At 36.1% G+C, this 17,059-nt stretch carries 18 protein-coding genes; 13 read left to right on the top strand and 5 right to left on the bottom strand.

Annotated elements, in window-relative coordinates:
• Positions 1 to 9: 9 nt before the first annotated feature.
• The 3 genes from etfA to uvrC all read left to right on the top strand — a co-directional run bounded on the left by etfA (position 10) and on the right by uvrC (position 3,445).
• Positions 10 to 987 (top strand): electron transfer flavoprotein subunit alpha, encoded by a 978-nt coding sequence (etfA, locus tag AAG068_RS22650; protein ID WP_342715893.1) that lies wholly within the window; start codon positions 10 to 12, stop codon positions 985 to 987.
• Between the two features lie 211 nt (positions 988 to 1,198).
• Positions 1,199 to 1,513, top strand: coding sequence for a thioredoxin (trxA, locus tag AAG068_RS22645; RefSeq protein ID WP_001018944.1), 315 nt, complete (start codon positions 1,199 to 1,201; stop codon positions 1,511 to 1,513).
• A 147-nt stretch (positions 1,514 to 1,660) separates the two neighbouring features.
• Positions 1,661 to 3,445, top strand: coding sequence for an excinuclease ABC subunit C (gene uvrC, locus AAG068_RS22640; protein ID WP_342715892.1), 1,785 nt, complete (start codon positions 1,661 to 1,663; stop codon positions 3,443 to 3,445).
• Between the two features lie 114 nt (positions 3,446 to 3,559).
• Here the strand turns inward: uvrC and AAG068_RS22635 are convergent, their stop codons facing one another.
• Positions 3,560 to 4,009 carry a YslB family protein gene (locus AAG068_RS22635; RefSeq protein ID WP_000042224.1) on the bottom strand — a complete coding sequence of 150 codons (450 nt, stop codon included), beginning with the start codon at positions 4,007 to 4,009 and terminating at the stop codon, positions 3,560 to 3,562.
• A 300-nt stretch (positions 4,010 to 4,309) separates the two neighbouring features.
• On the opposite strand from AAG068_RS22635, the gene sdhC reads away from it, so the two are divergent.
• The 4 genes from sdhC (at position 4,310) to AAG068_RS22615 (ending at position 8,037) form a co-directional block, all read left to right on the top strand.
• Positions 4,310 to 4,936, top strand: a complete 627-nt coding sequence (gene sdhC, locus AAG068_RS22630) for a succinate dehydrogenase cytochrome B558 (RefSeq protein WP_000678354.1) — start codon at positions 4,310 to 4,312, stop codon at positions 4,934 to 4,936.
• A gap of 13 nt (positions 4,937 to 4,949) precedes the next feature.
• On the top strand, positions 4,950 to 6,743 hold the full coding sequence (gene sdhA, locus AAG068_RS22625) for a succinate dehydrogenase flavoprotein subunit (RefSeq protein ID WP_098669450.1): 1,794 nt from the start codon (positions 4,950 to 4,952) through the stop codon (positions 6,741 to 6,743).
• Positions 6,736 to 7,497 carry a succinate dehydrogenase iron-sulfur subunit gene (gene sdhB / locus AAG068_RS22620; protein ID WP_342715891.1) on the top strand — a complete coding sequence of 254 codons (762 nt, stop codon included), beginning with the start codon at positions 6,736 to 6,738 and terminating at the stop codon, positions 7,495 to 7,497. Before sdhA ends, sdhB begins: the two co-directional genes overlap by 8 nt.
• Before the next feature lie 93 nt (positions 7,498 to 7,590).
• Positions 7,591 to 8,037, top strand: a complete 447-nt coding sequence (locus tag AAG068_RS22615; RefSeq protein ID WP_098669451.1) for an acyl-CoA thioesterase — start codon at positions 7,591 to 7,593, stop codon at positions 8,035 to 8,037.
• Between the two features lie 35 nt (positions 8,038 to 8,072).
• Here AAG068_RS22615 and AAG068_RS22610 read toward each other — a convergent pair whose 3' ends face one another.
• The gene (locus tag AAG068_RS22610) at positions 8,073 to 8,852 is read right to left on the bottom strand and encodes a M15 family metallopeptidase (protein WP_342715890.1); all 780 of its coding nucleotides are present in this window, start codon (positions 8,850 to 8,852) and stop codon (positions 8,073 to 8,075) included.
• A 265-nt stretch (positions 8,853 to 9,117) separates the two neighbouring features.
• Between AAG068_RS22610 and motA the strand changes: the two genes are divergently transcribed.
• Together motA and motB are read left to right on the top strand one after the other, a co-directional pair.
• Positions 9,118 to 9,912, top strand: coding sequence for a flagellar motor stator protein MotA (motA, locus tag AAG068_RS22605; protein ID WP_000344858.1), 795 nt, complete (start codon positions 9,118 to 9,120; stop codon positions 9,910 to 9,912).
• Positions 9,902 to 10,690 (top strand): flagellar motor protein MotB, encoded by a 789-nt coding sequence (motB, locus tag AAG068_RS22600; RefSeq protein WP_342715889.1) that lies wholly within the window; start codon positions 9,902 to 9,904, stop codon positions 10,688 to 10,690. The genes motA and motB overlap by 11 nt, the downstream gene beginning before the upstream one ends.
• A 24-nt stretch (positions 10,691 to 10,714) precedes the next feature.
• Here motB and AAG068_RS22595 read toward each other — a convergent pair whose 3' ends face one another.
• Complete coding sequence (locus AAG068_RS22595; protein WP_342715888.1) at positions 10,715 to 11,542, bottom strand: 5'-nucleotidase, lipoprotein e(P4) family; 828 nt, start codon at positions 11,540 to 11,542, stop codon at positions 10,715 to 10,717.
• Between the two features lie 326 nt (positions 11,543 to 11,868).
• On the opposite strand from AAG068_RS22595, the gene AAG068_RS22590 reads away from it, so the two are divergent.
• The 3 genes from AAG068_RS22590 (at position 11,869) to AAG068_RS22580 (ending at position 14,525) form a co-directional block, all read left to right on the top strand.
• The gene (locus AAG068_RS22590; RefSeq protein WP_342715887.1) at positions 11,869 to 12,753 is read left to right on the top strand and encodes an ABC transporter ATP-binding protein; all 885 of its coding nucleotides are present in this window, start codon (positions 11,869 to 11,871) and stop codon (positions 12,751 to 12,753) included.
• A gap of 2 nt (positions 12,754 to 12,755) precedes the next feature.
• Entirely contained in the window at positions 12,756 to 13,976 is a 1,221-nt protein-coding gene (locus tag AAG068_RS22585; RefSeq protein ID WP_342715886.1) for an ABC transporter permease, read from the top strand.
• 117 nt (positions 13,977 to 14,093) lie between these two features.
• Positions 14,094 to 14,525, top strand: a complete 432-nt coding sequence (locus tag AAG068_RS22580; protein ID WP_000512998.1) for an Rrf2 family transcriptional regulator — start codon at positions 14,094 to 14,096, stop codon at positions 14,523 to 14,525.
• Between the two features lie 59 nt (positions 14,526 to 14,584).
• On the opposite strand, the gene AAG068_RS22575 is transcribed toward AAG068_RS22580, so the two are convergent.
• Complete coding sequence (locus tag AAG068_RS22575; RefSeq protein WP_000913203.1) at positions 14,585 to 15,250, bottom strand: MIP/aquaporin family protein; 666 nt, start codon at positions 15,248 to 15,250, stop codon at positions 14,585 to 14,587.
• A gap of 143 nt (positions 15,251 to 15,393) precedes the next feature.
• Complete coding sequence (locus tag AAG068_RS22570) at positions 15,394 to 16,359, bottom strand: DMT family transporter (protein WP_342715885.1); 966 nt, start codon at positions 16,357 to 16,359, stop codon at positions 15,394 to 15,396.
• 100 nt (positions 16,360 to 16,459) lie between these two features.
• Between AAG068_RS22570 and AAG068_RS22565 the strand changes: the two genes are divergently transcribed.
• The gene (locus tag AAG068_RS22565) at positions 16,460 to 17,032 is read left to right on the top strand and encodes a helix-turn-helix domain-containing protein (protein WP_087957097.1); all 573 of its coding nucleotides are present in this window, start codon (positions 16,460 to 16,462) and stop codon (positions 17,030 to 17,032) included.
• Positions 17,033 to 17,059 lie beyond the last annotated feature (27 nt).

Here is a 17,059-nt window from a genome sequence, read left to right as displayed (position 1 = left end):
GGAAAATCTATGGCTCGTAAAGTATTAGTAATGGGTGAAGTTCGTGATGGATCGCTACGTAACGTTTCGTTTGAAGCGGTAGCAGCAGCAAAAACAATTGCAGAAGGCGGTGAAGTAGTAGGTCTTCTAATTGGAGACAGCGTTGCCTCTTTTGCAAATGAATTGATTCATTACGGTGCAGATCGCGTTGTGACAGTTGAAAATGGTAAATTAAAATCATATACATCTGACGGTTATGCACAAGCATTTTTAGCTGTATATGCTGAAGAAAATCCAGAAGGTATTGTATTTGGACATACAGCACTTGGTAAAGATTTATCACCAAAATTAGCAGCGAAGCTTGAAGCTGGTCTAGTTTCTGACGTAACTGCTTTAGAAGTTGAAGGTGGAAATGTTATCTTCACTCGTCCAATTTACTCTGGTAAAGCGTTTGAGAAGAAGATTGTAACAGATGGCATCTTATTTGCGACAGTGCGTCCAAATAACATTGCGACGCTTGAAAAAGATGAGTCTCGCAGTGGTGATGTGTCTTCTATTACAGTAGATGTGAAAGACCTACGTACAATCATTCAAGATGTTGTCCGTAAGACAGCAGAAGGTGTTGACCTTTCTGAAGCGAAAGTTATTATCGCTGGTGGACGCGGTGTGAAGAGTGAAGAAGGATTCAAGCCATTAAAAGAGTTAGCTGACGTATTAGGCGGCGCTGTTGGAGCATCTCGTGGTGCTTGTGACGCTGAGTATTGCGATTACTCATTACAAATTGGTCAAACTGGTAAAGTTGTTACGCCAGACTTATACATTGCATGTGGTATTTCTGGTGCGATTCAGCATTTAGCTGGTATGTCGAACTCAAAAATAATCGTTGCGATTAATAAAGACCCAGAAGCAAGTATCTTCAAAGTAGCTGACTATGGTATTGTTGGTGATCTATTTGAAGTTGTACCTCTTTTAACAGAAGAGTTTAAAAAGTTAAAAGTACATTCATGATTTGAGTACCCTTGAGTTCCAAGTGAAGTACCCCTATATATAGAAAAAGGTGAGAGATCCCCTGTCTCTCATCTTTTTAGTATTTAATCCGTATTTTTATATAGTATAAAGGAACACTTTTTTGTTACAATACATAACGATACATATTATTCGCCACGTATATAAGTTAATGATATACTCTTGGTAGAATATACTTGAAGGAGGAAATAAAATGGCAATTGTAAACGCAAATGACCAAAGCTTCGCAGCTGAAACTAGCGAAGGTGTTGTATTATTAGATTTCTGGGCACCTTGGTGTGGACCTTGTAAAATGATCGCTCCTGTATTAGAGGAAATTGATGCAGAACTAGGCGAAAAAGTAAAAGTAGTAAAAGTAGACGTGGATGAAAACCAAGAAACTGCTCGTCAATTCGAAGTAATGAGCATTCCAGCTCTTTTCGTATTAAAAGACGGTAAAGTAGTTGATCAAACGTTAGGTTATAAACCGAAAGAAGCGTTAGTAGAATTAGTTTCTAAACACTTCTAAAATAAAGAGGCTGCCATTTGGTAGCTTTTTTATTTTCCTTTTTTACACCTTTCCGTTACAATAAAAGAACGTATGTTGGGTGTTTTGGCATAGTATGTTTTCATGTGAAAATAAAAATGCTAAGCATGTAGAAATGGAGGGTAACGAGTGCACGAACATTTAAAAGAAAAATTGGCTATTTTACCAGATCAACCTGGTTGTTATTTAATGAAAGATAAGCAAGGAACGGTTATATATGTCGGAAAGGCAAAAGTGCTTAAAAATCGTGTGCGCTCGTACTTTACTGGTTCGCATGATGGGAAAACACTTCGGCTAGTAGGGGAAATTGTAGATTTTGAATATATTGTAACTTCCTCAAATCTAGAGGCTTTGATTTTAGAGTTAAACTTAATAAAAAAACACGATCCAAAATATAATATTCAATTAAAAGATGATAAAACTTATCCTTTTATTAAAATTACAGCTGAGAAACAGCCGCGATTACTTATTACGCGAAATGTGAAAAAGGATAAGGGGAAGTATTTTGGCCCTTATCCGAATGCACAATCAGCTCATGAAACGAAAAAACTGTTAGATCGTATGTATCCGCTTCGTAAGTGCTCAAATATGCCCGATAAAGTTTGTTTATATTATCATATGGGGCAATGTTTAGCACCTTGTGTGAAAGAAGTGACGGAAGAACAAAACAAAGAAATTGTAGATGAAATTATTAAGTTTTTAAATGGTGGACATAAAGAAGTTCGTTCAGAATTAGAAACAAAGATGTATGAAGCTTCAGAGAAACTAGAATTTGAACGTGCAAAAGAGTTGCGTGATCAAATTGCACATATCGATGCGATTATGGAAAAACAAAAGATGATTATGAGTGATTTAGTGGATCGTGATGTATTTGGTTATGCAGTTGATAAAGGATGGATGTGTGTTCAAGTTTTCTTCGTTCGAAAAGGAAAGCTAATTGAACGTGATGTTTCTATGTTTCCAATCTACGATGAACCAGAAGAGGGATTTTTAACGTTTATCGGTCAATTTTATGAAAACAGTAGTCATTTTAAACCGAAGGAAATCGTTGTTCCAGGAAGTATCGATTCAGAATTAGTAGAGCGCTTTTTAGAAGTGGAAGCGACACAGCCGAAACGTGGTAAGAAAAAAGATCTTGTAGAATTGGCAAATAAAAATGCGAAGATTGCTCTTGAAGAGAAATTCTATTTAATTGAACGTGATGAAGAGCGAACGATTAAAGCGGTAGAGAATTTAGGGAAGCAGCTCGGAATTGAAACGCCTTATCGTATTGAAGCGTTTGATAACTCAAATATTCAAGGGACCAATCCTGTTTCCGCAATGATTGCTTTTATTGATGGAAAACCAGCTAAGAAAGAATATAGGAAATATAAAATTAAAACGGTTCAAGGAGCAGATGATTATGAGTCTATGAGAGAAGTTGTGAGGCGCCGTTATACAAGGGCACTGAAAGAGAGCTTACCTTTACCAGATTTAATCATTATTGATGGAGGAAAAGGCCATCTGGCGGCTACAAGTGATGTTCTAGAAAATGAGCTCGGTTTATACATTCCGATGGCAGGGCTTGTAAAAGATGACAAACATAAAACATCCCATTTAATTATTGGAGATCCACCTGAACCTGTGATGCTTGAGAGAAATAGCCAAGAATTTTATTTATTGCAGCGCATTCAAGATGAAGTGCATCGATTTGCGATTACATTCCATCGTCAATTACACGGGAAATCTGTCATTCAATCAGCGTTGGATGATATTCCTGGAATCGGGGATAAACGAAAAAAAGTATTGTTGAAACATTTTGGGTCGCTAAAAAAGATGAAAGAGGCTTCGGTAACGGAATTTGTCGAAGCTGGTATGCCGAAAAATGTCGCAGAGACGATTTATACTTATTTAGCAGATAAGAAGACGTTGTAGTTTACAACGTCTTCTATTTTTTGGTATAATTTCTGAAGATTTAAAATAAAGATATCTGAATGAAAATACAAAAAAGTCAACTAAACTTATATGTCTAGTTGACTGTAGGTAATGCTACACTTCAATGAGATCTTTTATATCCCATTTCACAAGAAATGTAATAGAGTCTGAACGTTTTTTCTTTTCTTCGTAGGACTCTGCAACGACGTTTCGTTGCTTTTGAATTTGTTCAGCGATGAATCCAGCTTCTAATTGATAAGAAGAATGTCTTTTTTGTTTTTGACGTTCAGCAATGAGAGTGCCTTTAAGTTGGAACTGCATTTCACGACGCTTATGTTCAATAATGCTTAAAGTGCCCCAGCCAGCTTTTTCAAAGAACTGAATGACTTCTTCAATTGTTTCTAGTGGATATTTTCTTGCAAGGTTTCTACCGGACCAGTATAAAATACCATCTAAATCGTTACCAATTAAATCAGGTAGTAATTCTTCACGTAGCAATTCATAAGCGAAGGCGTTCAATGAAACATCTTCTAAAGATGTTGTATCGATTGTATTTTTACTCACAATATTCCCCTCTTTCTATAGGGATTATTATATAACATTTCTCATTTATAAAAACAGATTTTTCTTTGGGAAAATCTGAATATATAAGAAGAAAAAAAGAATCGCCAAATTATATGCAAATTATGTATACGTTTTCTTGACGCTTCGACAAAAATAGGAGTAAAATGAACTTGGTATCAAATTATGCTGAAATATTTCGAATAATTTTTTCAGTTTTTCTTATGCCAATAGTGAAAAAACATTATTGCCATAAACTAATCTGAAAACAGCAGTCAATCATTCAAGGGGGGTAATGGGGACATGAAAGGCCGCGAGTATACGTTTCGTAAGTGGCACTCATTAATGGGGGTCATCCCGGTTGGTGTCTTTTTGACGCAACATTTAATTGTAAACAACTTTGCAACACGAGGAGCAGAGGCTTTTAACAAAGCTGCAGGCTTTATGGAGCTCCTTCCATTCCGGTATGCGCTAGAAATTTTCATTATCTTTTTACCAATACTGTACCATGCTATATATGGCTTATATATTGCATTTACAGCTAAGAACAATGCGGTTTCTTACGGTTATTTCCGTAACTGGATGTTCGTCTTCCAAAGAATTTCAGGTATCGTTACGCTGATCTTCATTTCTTGGCACGTCTGGGAAACTCGTATTCAAGCAATGTTAGGTAAAGAGGTAAACTATGATATGATGGCAGATATTTTAAATAATCCAGCTATGTTTGCATTCTACTTAGTTGGTGTTGTTTCAACAATTTTCCACTTTGCAAATGGACTATGGACATTCTGCATCAGCTGGGGAATTACAGTATCTCCACGTTCACAAAGAATCTCTACTTATGTAACATTAGCTATTTTCTTAGGTCTATCTTATGTAGGTGTGAGTGCATTATTAGCGTTCATCGATCCACAGCTAGCAAACCAGTAAGGAGTGGGAGAGCATGAAAGGGAAACTTATAGTAGTCGGCGGTGGCTTGGCTGGCTTAATGGCAACGATTAAAGCGGCGGAAGCAGGAGTAAATGTTGAACTGTTCTCTTTAGTACCAGTAAAACGTTCGCATTCTGTATGTGCCCAAGGTGGAATTAACGGTGCCGTAAATACAAAAGGTGAAGGGGATTCTCCATGGATCCACTTTGACGATACAATTTATGGTGGGGACTTCTTAGCGAACCAACCACCAGTTAAAGCAATGTGCGAAGCAGCACCTGGTATCATTCATTTAATGGACCGTATGGGTGTTATGTTCAACCGTACGGAAGAAGGACTTCTTGATTTCCGTCGTTTTGGTGGAACGCAACATCACCGTACAGCATTTGCTGGTGCAACAACTGGACAGCAATTACTATACGCATTAGATGAGCAAGTACGTCGTCACGAAGTAGCAGGACTTGTAACGAAATATGAAGGTTGGGATTTCTTACGAGCTGTTGTTGATGACGAAGGTGTGTGCCGAGGAATCGTTGCACAAGACTTACAAACAATGGAGATTAAAAGTTTCGGAGCTGATGCCGTGATTATGGCAACAGGGGGCCCTGGTATCATCTTCGGAAAATCAACTAACTCTATTATTAATACAGGTACAGCAGCTTCTGCTGTATATCAACAAGGTGCATATTATGCAAACGGTGAGTTCATTCAGATTCACCCAACGGCAATTCCTGGAGACGATAAATTACGTCTTATGAGTGAATCTGCACGTGGTGAAGGTGGACGTGTTTGGACATATAAAGATGGTAAACCATGGTACTTCTTAGAAGAAAAATATCCGGCTTACGGAAACCTTGTACCTCGTGATATCGCAACGCGTGAAATCTTTGATGTTTGCGTAGAGCAAAAACTAGGTATTAACGGTGAAAATATGGTTTACTTAGATCTTTCTCATAAAGATCCGAAAGAACTAGATATTAAACTTGGTGGAATTATTGAAATCTATGAGAAATTTACAGGTGATGATCCTCGTAAACTACCAATGAAAATCTTCCCAGCTGTTCACTATTCAATGGGCGGACTATGGGTTGATTATAAGCAGATGACAAATATTCCAGGTTTATTTGCAGCAGGTGAGTGTGATTATTCTATGCACGGTGGTAACCGTCTTGGTGCGAACTCACTATTATCAGCAATTTACGGTGGTATGGTAGCAGGACCAAATGCAATTGAATATATGAAAGGTCTTACTAAATCATCAGATGCTGTTTCATCTACTGTGTATGAACAAAATGAATTGATTGAAACAGAGAAATTTAACAATATTTTAACGCTCGATGGTAACGAAAATGCGTATGTTCTTCATAAAGAGCTTGGAGAATGGATGACAGATAACGTTACAGTAGTTCGTGAAAATAAAAAGTTATTAGAAACAGATGCAAAAATTGAAGAGTTAATGGCTCGTTATAAACGTATTAACATTAACGATACAGCGAGATGGAGTAACCAAGGTGCTTCATTTACACGCCAACTTGCAAATATGTTTGAGTTAGCACGTGTTATTACAATTGGCGCATATAACCGTAATGAGAGCCGTGGGGCACATTACAAACCTGAATTCCCAAATCGTGATGATGCAAACTTCTTAAAAACTACGATGGCAAAATTTGAAGGAGAAGGAAATGCACCAGCATTCCATTACGAAGACGTGGATATTTCATTAATTAAACCACGTAAACGTGATTATTCTTCAAAACATGATGTAGCTGCTAAGAGTGAAGAGAAGGGGGATAAACAACATGTCTGAGAAAACAATCCGCCTTATCATTACGAGACAAGACGGGCCAGACGCGCAAGCGTTTGACCAAGAGTTTGAAATTCCATATCGTCCGAATATGAATATTATATCGGCACTTATGGAAATTCGTCGTAATCCTGTCGATGCAAAAGGAAACCAAACAACTCCGATTGCATGGGATATGAACTGTTTAGAGGAAGTATGTGGTGCATGTTCGATGGTGATTAACGGAAAACCACGTCAATCATGTACAGCGCTTATCGATCAATTAGAACAACCAATTCGCTTAAAGCCGATGAAGACATTCCCGGTTGTTCGTGACTTACAAGTTGACCGTAGTCGCATGTTTAATGCTTTAAAACGTGTTAAAGCTTGGATTCCAATTGATGGTACGTATGACTTAGGACCAGGACCAAGAATGCCAGAGAAGAAACGTCAATGGGCTTATGAGCTTTCAAAATGTATGACATGTGGTGTTTGCTTAGAATCATGTCCAAACGTAAATAGCAAATCTGACTTTATTGGGCCAGCACCGTTATCACAAGCTCGTTTATTCAACTCACATCCAACGGGTGAAATGCATAAAGCAGATCGCTTACGTGCAATTATGGGTGATGGAGGGCTTGCAAACTGTGGTAACTCTCAAAACTGTGTGCAATCATGTCCAAAGGGTATTCCATTAACAACTTCAATTGCGGCATTAAACCGTGACACAACAATTCAATCGTTCAAAGATTTCTTTGGTAGCGACAATAACTATTAATAAATATTGCCTCTTCAACATGAAGAGGCAATATTTATAACTTTATTTTTCTGTTTATTCTGTATATTAAAAGAGCGAAAAGGAGAGGGAACAATGAAGAAGATTTCTTATATTGAAGACTTTGAGCAATGGGAAAGTGGTTTTTCATTTTACAACCCTGTAAAAGTACGTTTTGGCGAAGTAGATATGTTTGGGCATGTAAATAATGTCGTTGCCTTTACCTACTTTGAAGAAGCACGTATTGCATTGTTTAAAGAACTTGGATTTATGCAAGAATGGACGCATGAATCTTCAGAAACGATGATTGTTGTTGCGGATTTACAATGTAATTTTATTAAGCAAATTTATTTTGATGAACAGTTAAAGGTGTATGTAAAAGCGGGATCGGTTGGGAATTCTTCTTTAGATTTGCATTATATGGTGAAGAACGCAGCAGGAGAAGCTTGCTTAGTTGGTCGTGGAATGATGGTTCAAGCATCGAAAAAAACGGGTAGAGGCGAACCGTGGCCTGAAGAGTGGAAGAAAAAATTACTACAATGATAGAGTGAAAGAAAATAAGAGAGCAATTTGCTCTCTTATTTTTTGTCTTCCATCGCTTCTTCTAACGTTAAATGATGTTTATATATGTATGTAGCGTATGGATTTCCAATGTAGCGTAAATGCCACGGTTCATATGAATATTCTGTTGTTTCGGTTTTATCTTCTAAATAACGAATGACAAAGCCAAATTCATGAGCATGTTTTGCAACCCATTTTCCTTCGGCTGTCTCTCCAAAAATAGGCTCTAATTGGAATTTAGCAGATTTTGAACTAATATCCATTGCTAAACCAGTTTGATGTTCACTCGTACCAGGAATGGCACTTACTGAATCCGCCTCAGCTTTCCCTTGACGTCTAACGTATGTATTATGTAATGATTTTTGGCGTTTGTATGAACGATAACCAGATACAGCTGTAAGTTCAAGCCCTTCTTTCTTTGCCGCTTCAAACATATCTTCAAGTGCATTTGCAGCACCTTTGCGCAGTAATGTTTTTTCTTTATCTTTTGGACTAGTAAATGGTACGTTTGGTCTTGTTAAGTCTTCAGGTATGTATCCGTTTGGTAGTTTTCGATGTTTATTTACTAATACAAGATTAGACTCTGGATTTGTTACAACGGAAAAATCATTGTCCAGCTTCTTTGCATTATGATCAGCTTTTGGAAAAGCGGGAATCTCTTCTTTTTGGTGGTTACTATGCTGTTGACTTTCGACAGCTTTCGCATTATTTTGTAGTGGTGATTTAGAACTAAAGTAAGCGAAAGAAGTGATACCGATTACAATAGTAGTGGCAGAAATAATAATTATCTTTTTCATGATGCCTTGTAATCACAGTCCTTTCTTAATAAAATGTGTATCGTTTTTTATTATAAGTCTAGTTTACTGAAAAAGAAATATAAGAGTCGTAACGTAATAGAAATGCAAAGAAAATGTCAGAAAATGTGTGAAATTGTAGTATTTTTTGATATAATTCATTTCTTATCTTTCATGAAATGAATTTTTTATGTAATATATATATATAAGAAGATGTAGCGATTATTGAGGATAAAAAACTTCTTGTATAGACTAGGAGTGAATGGGAATGGATTTTGCAACAATTATTGGACTTATTTTAGGGTTTGTAGCGGTAGTAGTAGGGATGGTCGTCAAGGGCGCTGACGTAACAGCCTTATTGAATCCTGCCGCAGCATTAATTATTTTTATCGGCACATTTGCTGCAGTATGTATAGCCTTTCCGATGAATCAACTAAAAAGAGTTCCGAAATTATTTAAAGTTCTTTTTGGTTCTAATAAAAAAGATTTAAGTTATGAACAGTTGCTAGAATTGTTTGTTCATTGGACATCTGAAAGTAGAAAATACGGTATTCTGTCTTTAGAGCAACAATTAGACAAAATTCAAGATGAATTTCTTTTGCGTGGTATGAAATTTGTGATTGATGGCGTATCTGCAGAAGATTTAGAACAAATTTTAGAAGCTGAATTAGAAGCAATTGAAGAAAGGCATGCAAAAGGAGCTGCAATTTTTTCTCAAGCGGGTACGTATGCACCGACATTAGGGGTTTTAGGTGCTGTTATCGGTCTTGTAGCTGCACTTGGTAATTTAACTGATATTGAAAAGTTAGGACATGCTATTTCAGGTGCGTTTATTGCAACGATTTTTGGTATTTTCTCAGGTTATGTATTATGGCATCCATTTGCAAATAAGTTAAAACAAAAATCTGCAGCTGAAATCGAGAAAAAACGTTTAATCATTGATTGTTTATTAATGTTACAAGAAGGTACATATCCGTTTATTATGAAGAATCGCATTTTAGGTTCACTTTCTGCAACTGAGCGTAAAAAGTTAGAAAAAGGAGCAGAAAAAAATGCGGAGTAAGAAAAATAGAAGAGGCAAAAAGAAAAAACATGATGAGCATATCGACGAAACTTGGTTAATTCCATATTCTGATATGTTAACGTTGTTATTTGCATTGTTCATCGTTTTATTCGCAATGAGTAGTATAGATGCTGCGAAGTTTAAACAGATGGCAGTTGCTTTTCGAAGTGAATTAGCCGGTGGAACAGGCAACAAAGAATTTTTAAGTGATCAGAAGCCAAATGATGAAAAGGAATTATCAGCAAGTAGCCTTGAGGCAGAACAAACAAAAAAACAAGAAGAAGCTAGAGAAAAAGAAAAAAAAGAAATGGATGAATTGAAAGCATTACAAAAAAAGATTGATCAATATATTAATGAGAAACAATTATCCTCTTCTTTTCAAACTAAATTAACTGAAAAGGGATTAATGGTGACAATATTAGAGAATGTGCTGTTTGATTCGGGGAAAGCAGATGTGAAGTTAGAATCACTAGGGATTGCAAAAGAGATGTCTAGCTTACTTGTTTCAGCGTCACCTCGTGAAATTACAGTATCTGGTCATACGGATAATGTCCCTATTGCCAATGCGCAGTTTGCATCGAACTGGGAATTAAGTACGCAGCGCGCAGTTAATTTTATGCAAGTATTACTGGAAAATAAAGAATTACAACCAGGAAAATTTAGTGCAATTGGTTACGGGGAATACCGTTCAATTGCTCCAAATGATACGCAAGAAGGAAGGGCGAAAAATAGACGAGTAGAAGTGTTTATTTTACCTTTAACGAGAAATATGCAATAAAGAGGATGGCGCATGCCATCCTCTTTATTTTGCATCAAATGATTTTAAGTTGTCATGGCGGATTTTATCTTTTTCTGCATCTGACTTTTTGAAATCATAATCATATAAAGCACCTTCCCAATCGCCATACATTGGATTCGGGAAAATAATAAATTTCTCACCAAATTGTGCTTTAGAATCTGCGACTGCTTGATTTCGATCTTTTACAGACTTTCCGTCAAAACCAGTGAAATCAGATAAGTTATCACCGAAGAATAAGACGATATCATGTGTTTGAGAAACGAGTTCACGGCGTTTTTCTTTTCCTTTTTCTTTCGGATCTTGTAGTAATATATGTTCTTTCGTTGCTTGAGGAGCACCTACACGCTCAAGATTTTTAATTGTTGCATCTAGTTGGTTCGTTTTACGATTTGAGATGTAGTAAATATCTACACCTTTAGACTCGGTATATTTTAAGAAATCAATTGCGCCTGGAAGAGCCTCAGCTTCAGCCTTATTAATCCAGTCATCCCATTTATACGGATAGCCTTTTCCTGTCTTTACGCTCATTGCTTGATGAGGACTGTTATCTAAAACAGTTTCATCTAAATCAAGTACGATAGCAGGCTTTTTCTCTGTCCCTTTTGCCAGAGCTGCATCAAGCTTCAATTGACCGATATTGTACCCTTGGTAATAAAGTGCTTTTGTTTCACCGGCTGTTTGATACCATAAATCAGCCATTAATTGCTGGTCTGTTAATTTTACTTTCTCTTCTTTTGCCACTGTTTTTTCTGGTGTTCCTGAACATGCTACAAGCGATGTAGATAGAACTGCTACAGATAATAAAGTGGTAATGCCCCTCTTCATCTTCATATGTATCCTCCTTGATGTTAGAAAATCAGTTAATATTATATATCGAAAAATAATAATTTTTGTATGAACATTTGCATATTGTCTTTTGTATATATAGTAGTATGTCCTATATTAGAAAGATGAGAAAAAATGATGGAAATTATTTTGTCAATTATAATTGTCATTACGACAATTATAATTGACAAACGATGTGATATTATTTACAATTTTAACTAAATAGAACAAATGATGGATTAAGAGGATAAAGCGTAGTGCTATATTTTATCTTGCATAAACATAGTCTTTGAAAGAGAGTATGAATGATACTAAAGGGGAGGCTTTATACTTTGAGTTTACAAATTCAAAACTTAACGAAACTATTTGGGGAATCAAAAGCAGTTAACGGCTTGCAAATTTCGTTACCAAAAGGTGAAGTGCTAGGATTACTTGGCCGAAATGGTGCAGGAAAAACAACGACAATCAAAATGCTTCTCGGATTATTAACGCCTAATGAAGGTTCTATTACATGGGATGGAAAATCATTTGGGACTAGTGGGGTAACGATAGGATACTTACCAGAAGAAAGAGGTTTATATACAAAAAGTAGAGTAGTAGACCAGTTACGATATTTTGGTAGATTAGAAGGAATGACGAAAAAAGAAGTAGAACTTGCTATTGATCACTGGTTAGAGCGATTAGCGATACCGGAATATAAATTTAAAACGGCAGGAGAGCTTTCGAAAGGAAATCAGCAAAAAATCCAATTAATTGCTGCGCTTCTTCATAATCCTGAACTTCTCATTTTAGATGAACCATTTAGCGGACTGGATCCAGTGAATGCTGGGATGTTAGCTAGCATTATTGAAGAACAAGTACAGAGCGGAAAGACGATTATTTTATCAAGTCATCGTATGGAACAAGTAGAGGCTTTTTGCCAGCATGTATGTATTTTGAAAAAAGGCGAAGCAGTCGTAAAAGGTCAGTTAAGTGATATTAAAAAAGAATACGGTTTCCGTAATTTAACGATTGAAGATACAGAAGAGAATGAGAAGGGATTAGCGGCTATTCATGTGTCGTATGAAAAACAACAAGGCCTTCTTTATGTGCGAGTACAAGATGATGCAGAAGCTCTAAAGATTTTACAACAGTTGCAAGAAAAAGGCGTTACCTTACGACAATTTAAAATGTTAGAGCCGACGTTAAACGAAATCTTTGTAGAGAGGGCGAAATAACGATGCGTAAATTTTCTCACGTATTTTCATTTTATTTTAGAGAAGCGTTTTTATCTAAAAAATCATTAATTACGAGTGCGATTTTATTTTTAGTTGTGTTTGGGCTTTTTGCATTTAATCATTTCACTGCTGATAAAGATAAAGGAAAAGATAAAATTGCTATAGTAACGGAAAGTAATACTTATAAAGTGCAAGAAAGTGATGTAACAAAGTTACTTCCGTCTGCTAAAGTAACTGTAGAAAGTAAGGAGAAATTTAATGAGTTACGTAAGCAAGTGGAAGATGGGGATTTAGACGGTTTATTCCGTATTACAGAAAAGAATGGTATTCCAGAAGTGACGTATATGTATAGTGGTTTTCCGAGTCAATCAACTGCTACACTTATGGCAAGTTATTTAAAGGAACAGTATACAGCGGTAATGATTGAAAAAAATAATGTATCTGCCGAAATGGCAAAACAGTTACAGATGGAAATTCCATTAAAACAAGAAGCAGTGAAGGATCATGCATCTTCCTTTGGAATTGGTTATGTTTTCTCGTTTGCTTTATATATGTTTATTATTGTGTTTGGAACTGCAATTGGGACGACGATAGCATCTGAAAAGTCATCTCGTGTTATGGAGTTAATGCTTCCGAAAGTAAAACCATTAACAATGCTACATGCTAAAATTTTAGCGATTGTTTCTAGTGCTTTACTATTACTAGTTATTGCTTCCTTCGGTTTTCTTGTACCATATTTATTAGGTTGGGTAGATTTAGAAAATGCATCTTTAATAGGACTTACACTAGACTTTTCTAAATTGGATGCGGTAGTAATTAGTATGTTCGTTGTATACTTTGTTACGGGCTATTTACTATATGCCATGTTATATGCAGCAGTTGGGGCTGTTGTATCAAAAATTGAGGATGTACAGTCTCTTTCATTCCCAATTACAATGTTAGGGATAGCAGCATTTTTCATTAGTATTAAATCATTATTTGACCCGAATAGTACATTAGCTGTAGTTAGTTCATATATTCCATTCTTTACACCTATGGTTACATTTTCAAGACTTGTAGCTGGAGAAGCTGGCACTGTAGAGATTATTGTGACGTTAGTAATTTTATTGGTGACTATTGCTATCGTCAATATGCTTGCAAGCCGCATTTACGTAAACGGCGTAATGAATTACTCAGACAAAGTGAAATTTAAAGATTTAGCGAAATTTATAAAGCGTCAATAATGAGAAAAAGCATGATTTCCTATTGAAATCATGCTTTTTCTTTATGTATAAATTAAAAATAGTATATAATAATAAGAGTCGTCTTTTAATAGAATGAATACAAAGGAGGGTGTGCAGATGGGGATTAGTAGTCGTTTTACAGTAGGTGTTCATATGTTGACGTTACTTGCGATTGATCGAAACTCTCGCTGTACCTCTGAATGGATTGCTGGTAGTGTGAATACAAATCCGGTTGTGATTCGTCGCATTACAGGAATGTTGAAGAGAGCAGGACTTGTTGATGTACAAGCTGGTAAAGGTGGTACGACACTTGCTCGTGATTTAGAAGAAATTACATTACTTGATGTATATAAAGCAGTGGAAGTTGTAGAAGAAGGTCAGCTATTTTCCTTCCATGAAAATCCCAACATTGAATGTCCAGTAGGAGCTAATATTCAATCAGTATTAGAAATTATTTTAATGCAAGCGCAAGAAGCGATGGAAAACGTACTTGCAAATGTAACGGTAGATCAATTGGTTACAAACTTAAAGTCTAAAATGAAAGAGTAAAAAAGCGAGCAACCTCATAATGAGGGCTCGCCTTTTTTTATTCAGAAATATTGAAAATTCTATTTTTCAGTATTTAAAATAAATTTACCTACGATAGCTGCTACGATACCACCAAGAATTGGTGCAACGATGAACACCCATAGTTGAGAAAGTGCTTCTCCGCCAGCAAATAAAGCTGGTGCGATACTACGAGCTGGGTTAACAGAAGTTCCAGTTAACGGAATACCTAATAAGTGAACTAAAACTAATGTGAAACCAATTACTAATCCTGCTAGTGAAGAACTTCCTTTTTTACCTGTTACAGCAACGATAACTAATACAAATACGAAAGTTAAAATAAATTCAACTAGAAATGCTCCAGATAAACCAAGAGTTCCAAAACCATTTTGTCCTAAATTATCTAAAGGTGTTTTAGCAGATTGTAAAATTGTCACCAATGTTGCAGTTCCTAATAAACCACCTAAAATTTGAGCTAATACATAATAACAAAGTTCCATAGCATTCATTCTTTTGTTGATGAACATAGCTACTGATACTGCTGGGTTGATGTGACATCCAGAAATTGTTCCGATACTATATGCCATAGCCACAATAGATAGACCGAAAGCCATAGCGATTCCTAATGTTCCAATTCCTTCAATTCCGCCGCCAATGACAGCTACTCCAGTTCCGAATAATACAAGTACAAATGTACCAATAAATTCAGCGATTGCTTTTTTTAACATAATTTACCTCCTATTATTGCACATGAAACGTATTATAACATAGGTTTTAGTATAAACAGCTAATAAAATACTATTCTGATAAGGCGGAATAGGGGGACAATAAAAAAAGAGTATGGTTCTTTGTTCTAGAACCATACTCTTTTTTACGCTGTTTTTTTCTGTTTAACGATTGGAACAGAACGGTTTAAAATGCTATTTGCAACCATTCCTAACATAATAATAATCATTCCAAGTAGGGAAAGACCACCAGGGAATGAACCATTTAAGAAAACAATTTCGCCAAGCACGGTAAAGACCATCGTTCCAGCTTGTGTTGCTTCAACAGCTCCAAGCAGAGCGAGATTATCTTTTGCTAAGTCAGTAGCAAAGAAAAATGTCATTGTCGCTATAACACCAGAACATAATGCTAACAAAAATCCTTGCAACATTTGGTTTGATGTTGGAATACCAGTAGTAGAAAATCCGTATATGCCAAGTAAAATTGTTATAGGAAGACTTCCGATTGCCATTCCTAATACACGTTGGAACGTATCGAGACGTCCGCCAACAAGCTCCATCATTTTACGGTTACCGAATGGATATAAGAAAGCGGCTAACACGACAGGTAAAAATCCTGAAATGAACTGAGTTATTGTAATATGACCTGCTGCAGTTGCTTGCATACAAATTACACCAAGTAAAATAAATAATGCGACATATAAACTACGAAGTGGGATTTTTCCACGTACAAGTTTTGTGCCTGATTTCGTTTCTATTTTAATGAAGAATAATGGTGATAAAAGTAAACCTGCTAATATCGTAACTTGCCAAGTTCCAGCAACGAGCCAAGCTGGAGAAAAAACAGCTGCAAAACTTAATAAAGAATAGAAACCAATACCAGCAACGGAACCCCATCCGATCCACGCTAATGGATGTTTCTTTAATTCTTCCCATAAACCCCTTAAGTTTTTGCGAAATAAAACAATAAGGAATAAAATAGGGAGAGCAAATAAAAAACGGAAGGAAGCTGTCCAAGCCCAGCTCGTTCCAGATACATTCATCGCTCGATTAATAATAAAGGTTGCGGAAAAAAAGGCTGATGATAAAAGGCCTAATAAAATTGCGCGCATAAAGTATAGCACTCCTTTCGGAATTTGATGATTATGTATAGTATAATATACTTTAAAAAGATAAAAGTAAACTATTTTATACTTTAAGGTGGTTTTATAGATGAAAGAACATGAAGATATGCAAACGAAAGAAGTCATTCAGCAAGTAGGTCAGTTATTAAGACAAATTCGAAATGAACAAAAATTAAGTTTAGAAGAATTAGCTCAAAAAACAGGGGTTAGTAAATTAACATTAGGAAAGATTGAAAGAGGAGAAACGAATCCGACGTTAGCTGTCATTTGGAAAATAACGAAAGGATTATCGATTCCTTTATCGAGATTGATGGTTGTTGGAGAACCAGTAGCTGTTGCGCGCTGCGGAGAAGGATTTGCAGTAGATGCAGGACAAGCGTGGCACTTAGAAACGATGTTCCGCTATACGAAAGAAACGGGAATGGAAATGCACCGTGCTTGTTTAAGATCGAATAGTATATATGAACCAGAAGCTCATCATGAAGGTGCTATTGAGCTTGTAACGGTCATGAAAGGGAAAGTATCGATTCAAGTAGAAAGCGATGTATACGAATTAAATGAGTTTGACTCTATTCAATTTGAAGCGAATAAGAAACATAGTTATAAAAATGAAGAAGATGAAGTTGCAGTATTGCATTTAACGATGAAATATTCTTCATAAAAAAATCACCTATAGAATTCTATAGGT

The organism is Bacillus paramycoides, assembly GCF_038971285.1.
Lineage (GTDB): Bacteria > Bacillota > Bacilli > Bacillales > Bacillaceae_G > Bacillus_A.
The sequence above is the reverse complement of the archived record's forward strand: the minus strand, read 5'-3'. Positions and strand labels throughout refer to the sequence as shown.

Bases quoted from the DNA above. Each gene is read 5' to 3' on its own strand.
- sdhA (WP_098669450.1), top strand. From the start codon at position 4,950: ATGAAAGGGAAACTTATAGTAGTCGGCGGTGGCTTGGCTGGCTTAATG.
- sdhC (WP_000678354.1), top strand. From the start codon at position 4,310: ATGAAAGGCCGCGAGTATACGTTTCGTAAGTGGCACTCATTAATGGGG.
- AAG068_RS22585 (WP_342715886.1), top strand. From the start codon at position 12,756: ATGCGTAAATTTTCTCACGTATTTTCATTTTATTTTAGAGAAGCGTTT.
- AAG068_RS22615 (WP_098669451.1), top strand. From the start codon at position 7,591: ATGAAGAAGATTTCTTATATTGAAGACTTTGAGCAATGGGAAAGTGGT.
- AAG068_RS22575 (WP_000913203.1), bottom strand. From the start codon at position 15,250: ATGTTAAAAAAAGCAATCGCTGAATTTATTGGTACATTTGTACTTGTA.
- sdhB (WP_342715891.1), top strand. From the start codon at position 6,736: ATGTCTGAGAAAACAATCCGCCTTATCATTACGAGACAAGACGGGCCA.
- AAG068_RS22570 (WP_342715885.1), bottom strand. From the start codon at position 16,359: ATGCGCGCAATTTTATTAGGCCTTTTATCATCAGCCTTTTTTTCCGCA.
- AAG068_RS22580 (WP_000512998.1), top strand. From the start codon at position 14,094: ATGGGGATTAGTAGTCGTTTTACAGTAGGTGTTCATATGTTGACGTTA.
- motB (WP_342715889.1), top strand. From the start codon at position 9,902: ATGCGGAGTAAGAAAAATAGAAGAGGCAAAAAGAAAAAACATGATGAG.
- etfA (WP_342715893.1), top strand. From the start codon at position 10: ATGGCTCGTAAAGTATTAGTAATGGGTGAAGTTCGTGATGGATCGCTA.
- AAG068_RS22610 (WP_342715890.1), bottom strand. From the start codon at position 8,852: ATGAAAAAGATAATTATTATTTCTGCCACTACTATTGTAATCGGTATC.
- AAG068_RS22565 (WP_087957097.1), top strand. From the start codon at position 16,460: ATGAAAGAACATGAAGATATGCAAACGAAAGAAGTCATTCAGCAAGTA.
- trxA (WP_001018944.1), top strand. From the start codon at position 1,199: ATGGCAATTGTAAACGCAAATGACCAAAGCTTCGCAGCTGAAACTAGC.
- motA (WP_000344858.1), top strand. From the start codon at position 9,118: ATGGATTTTGCAACAATTATTGGACTTATTTTAGGGTTTGTAGCGGTA.
- AAG068_RS22595 (WP_342715888.1), bottom strand. From the start codon at position 11,542: ATGAAGATGAAGAGGGGCATTACCACTTTATTATCTGTAGCAGTTCTA.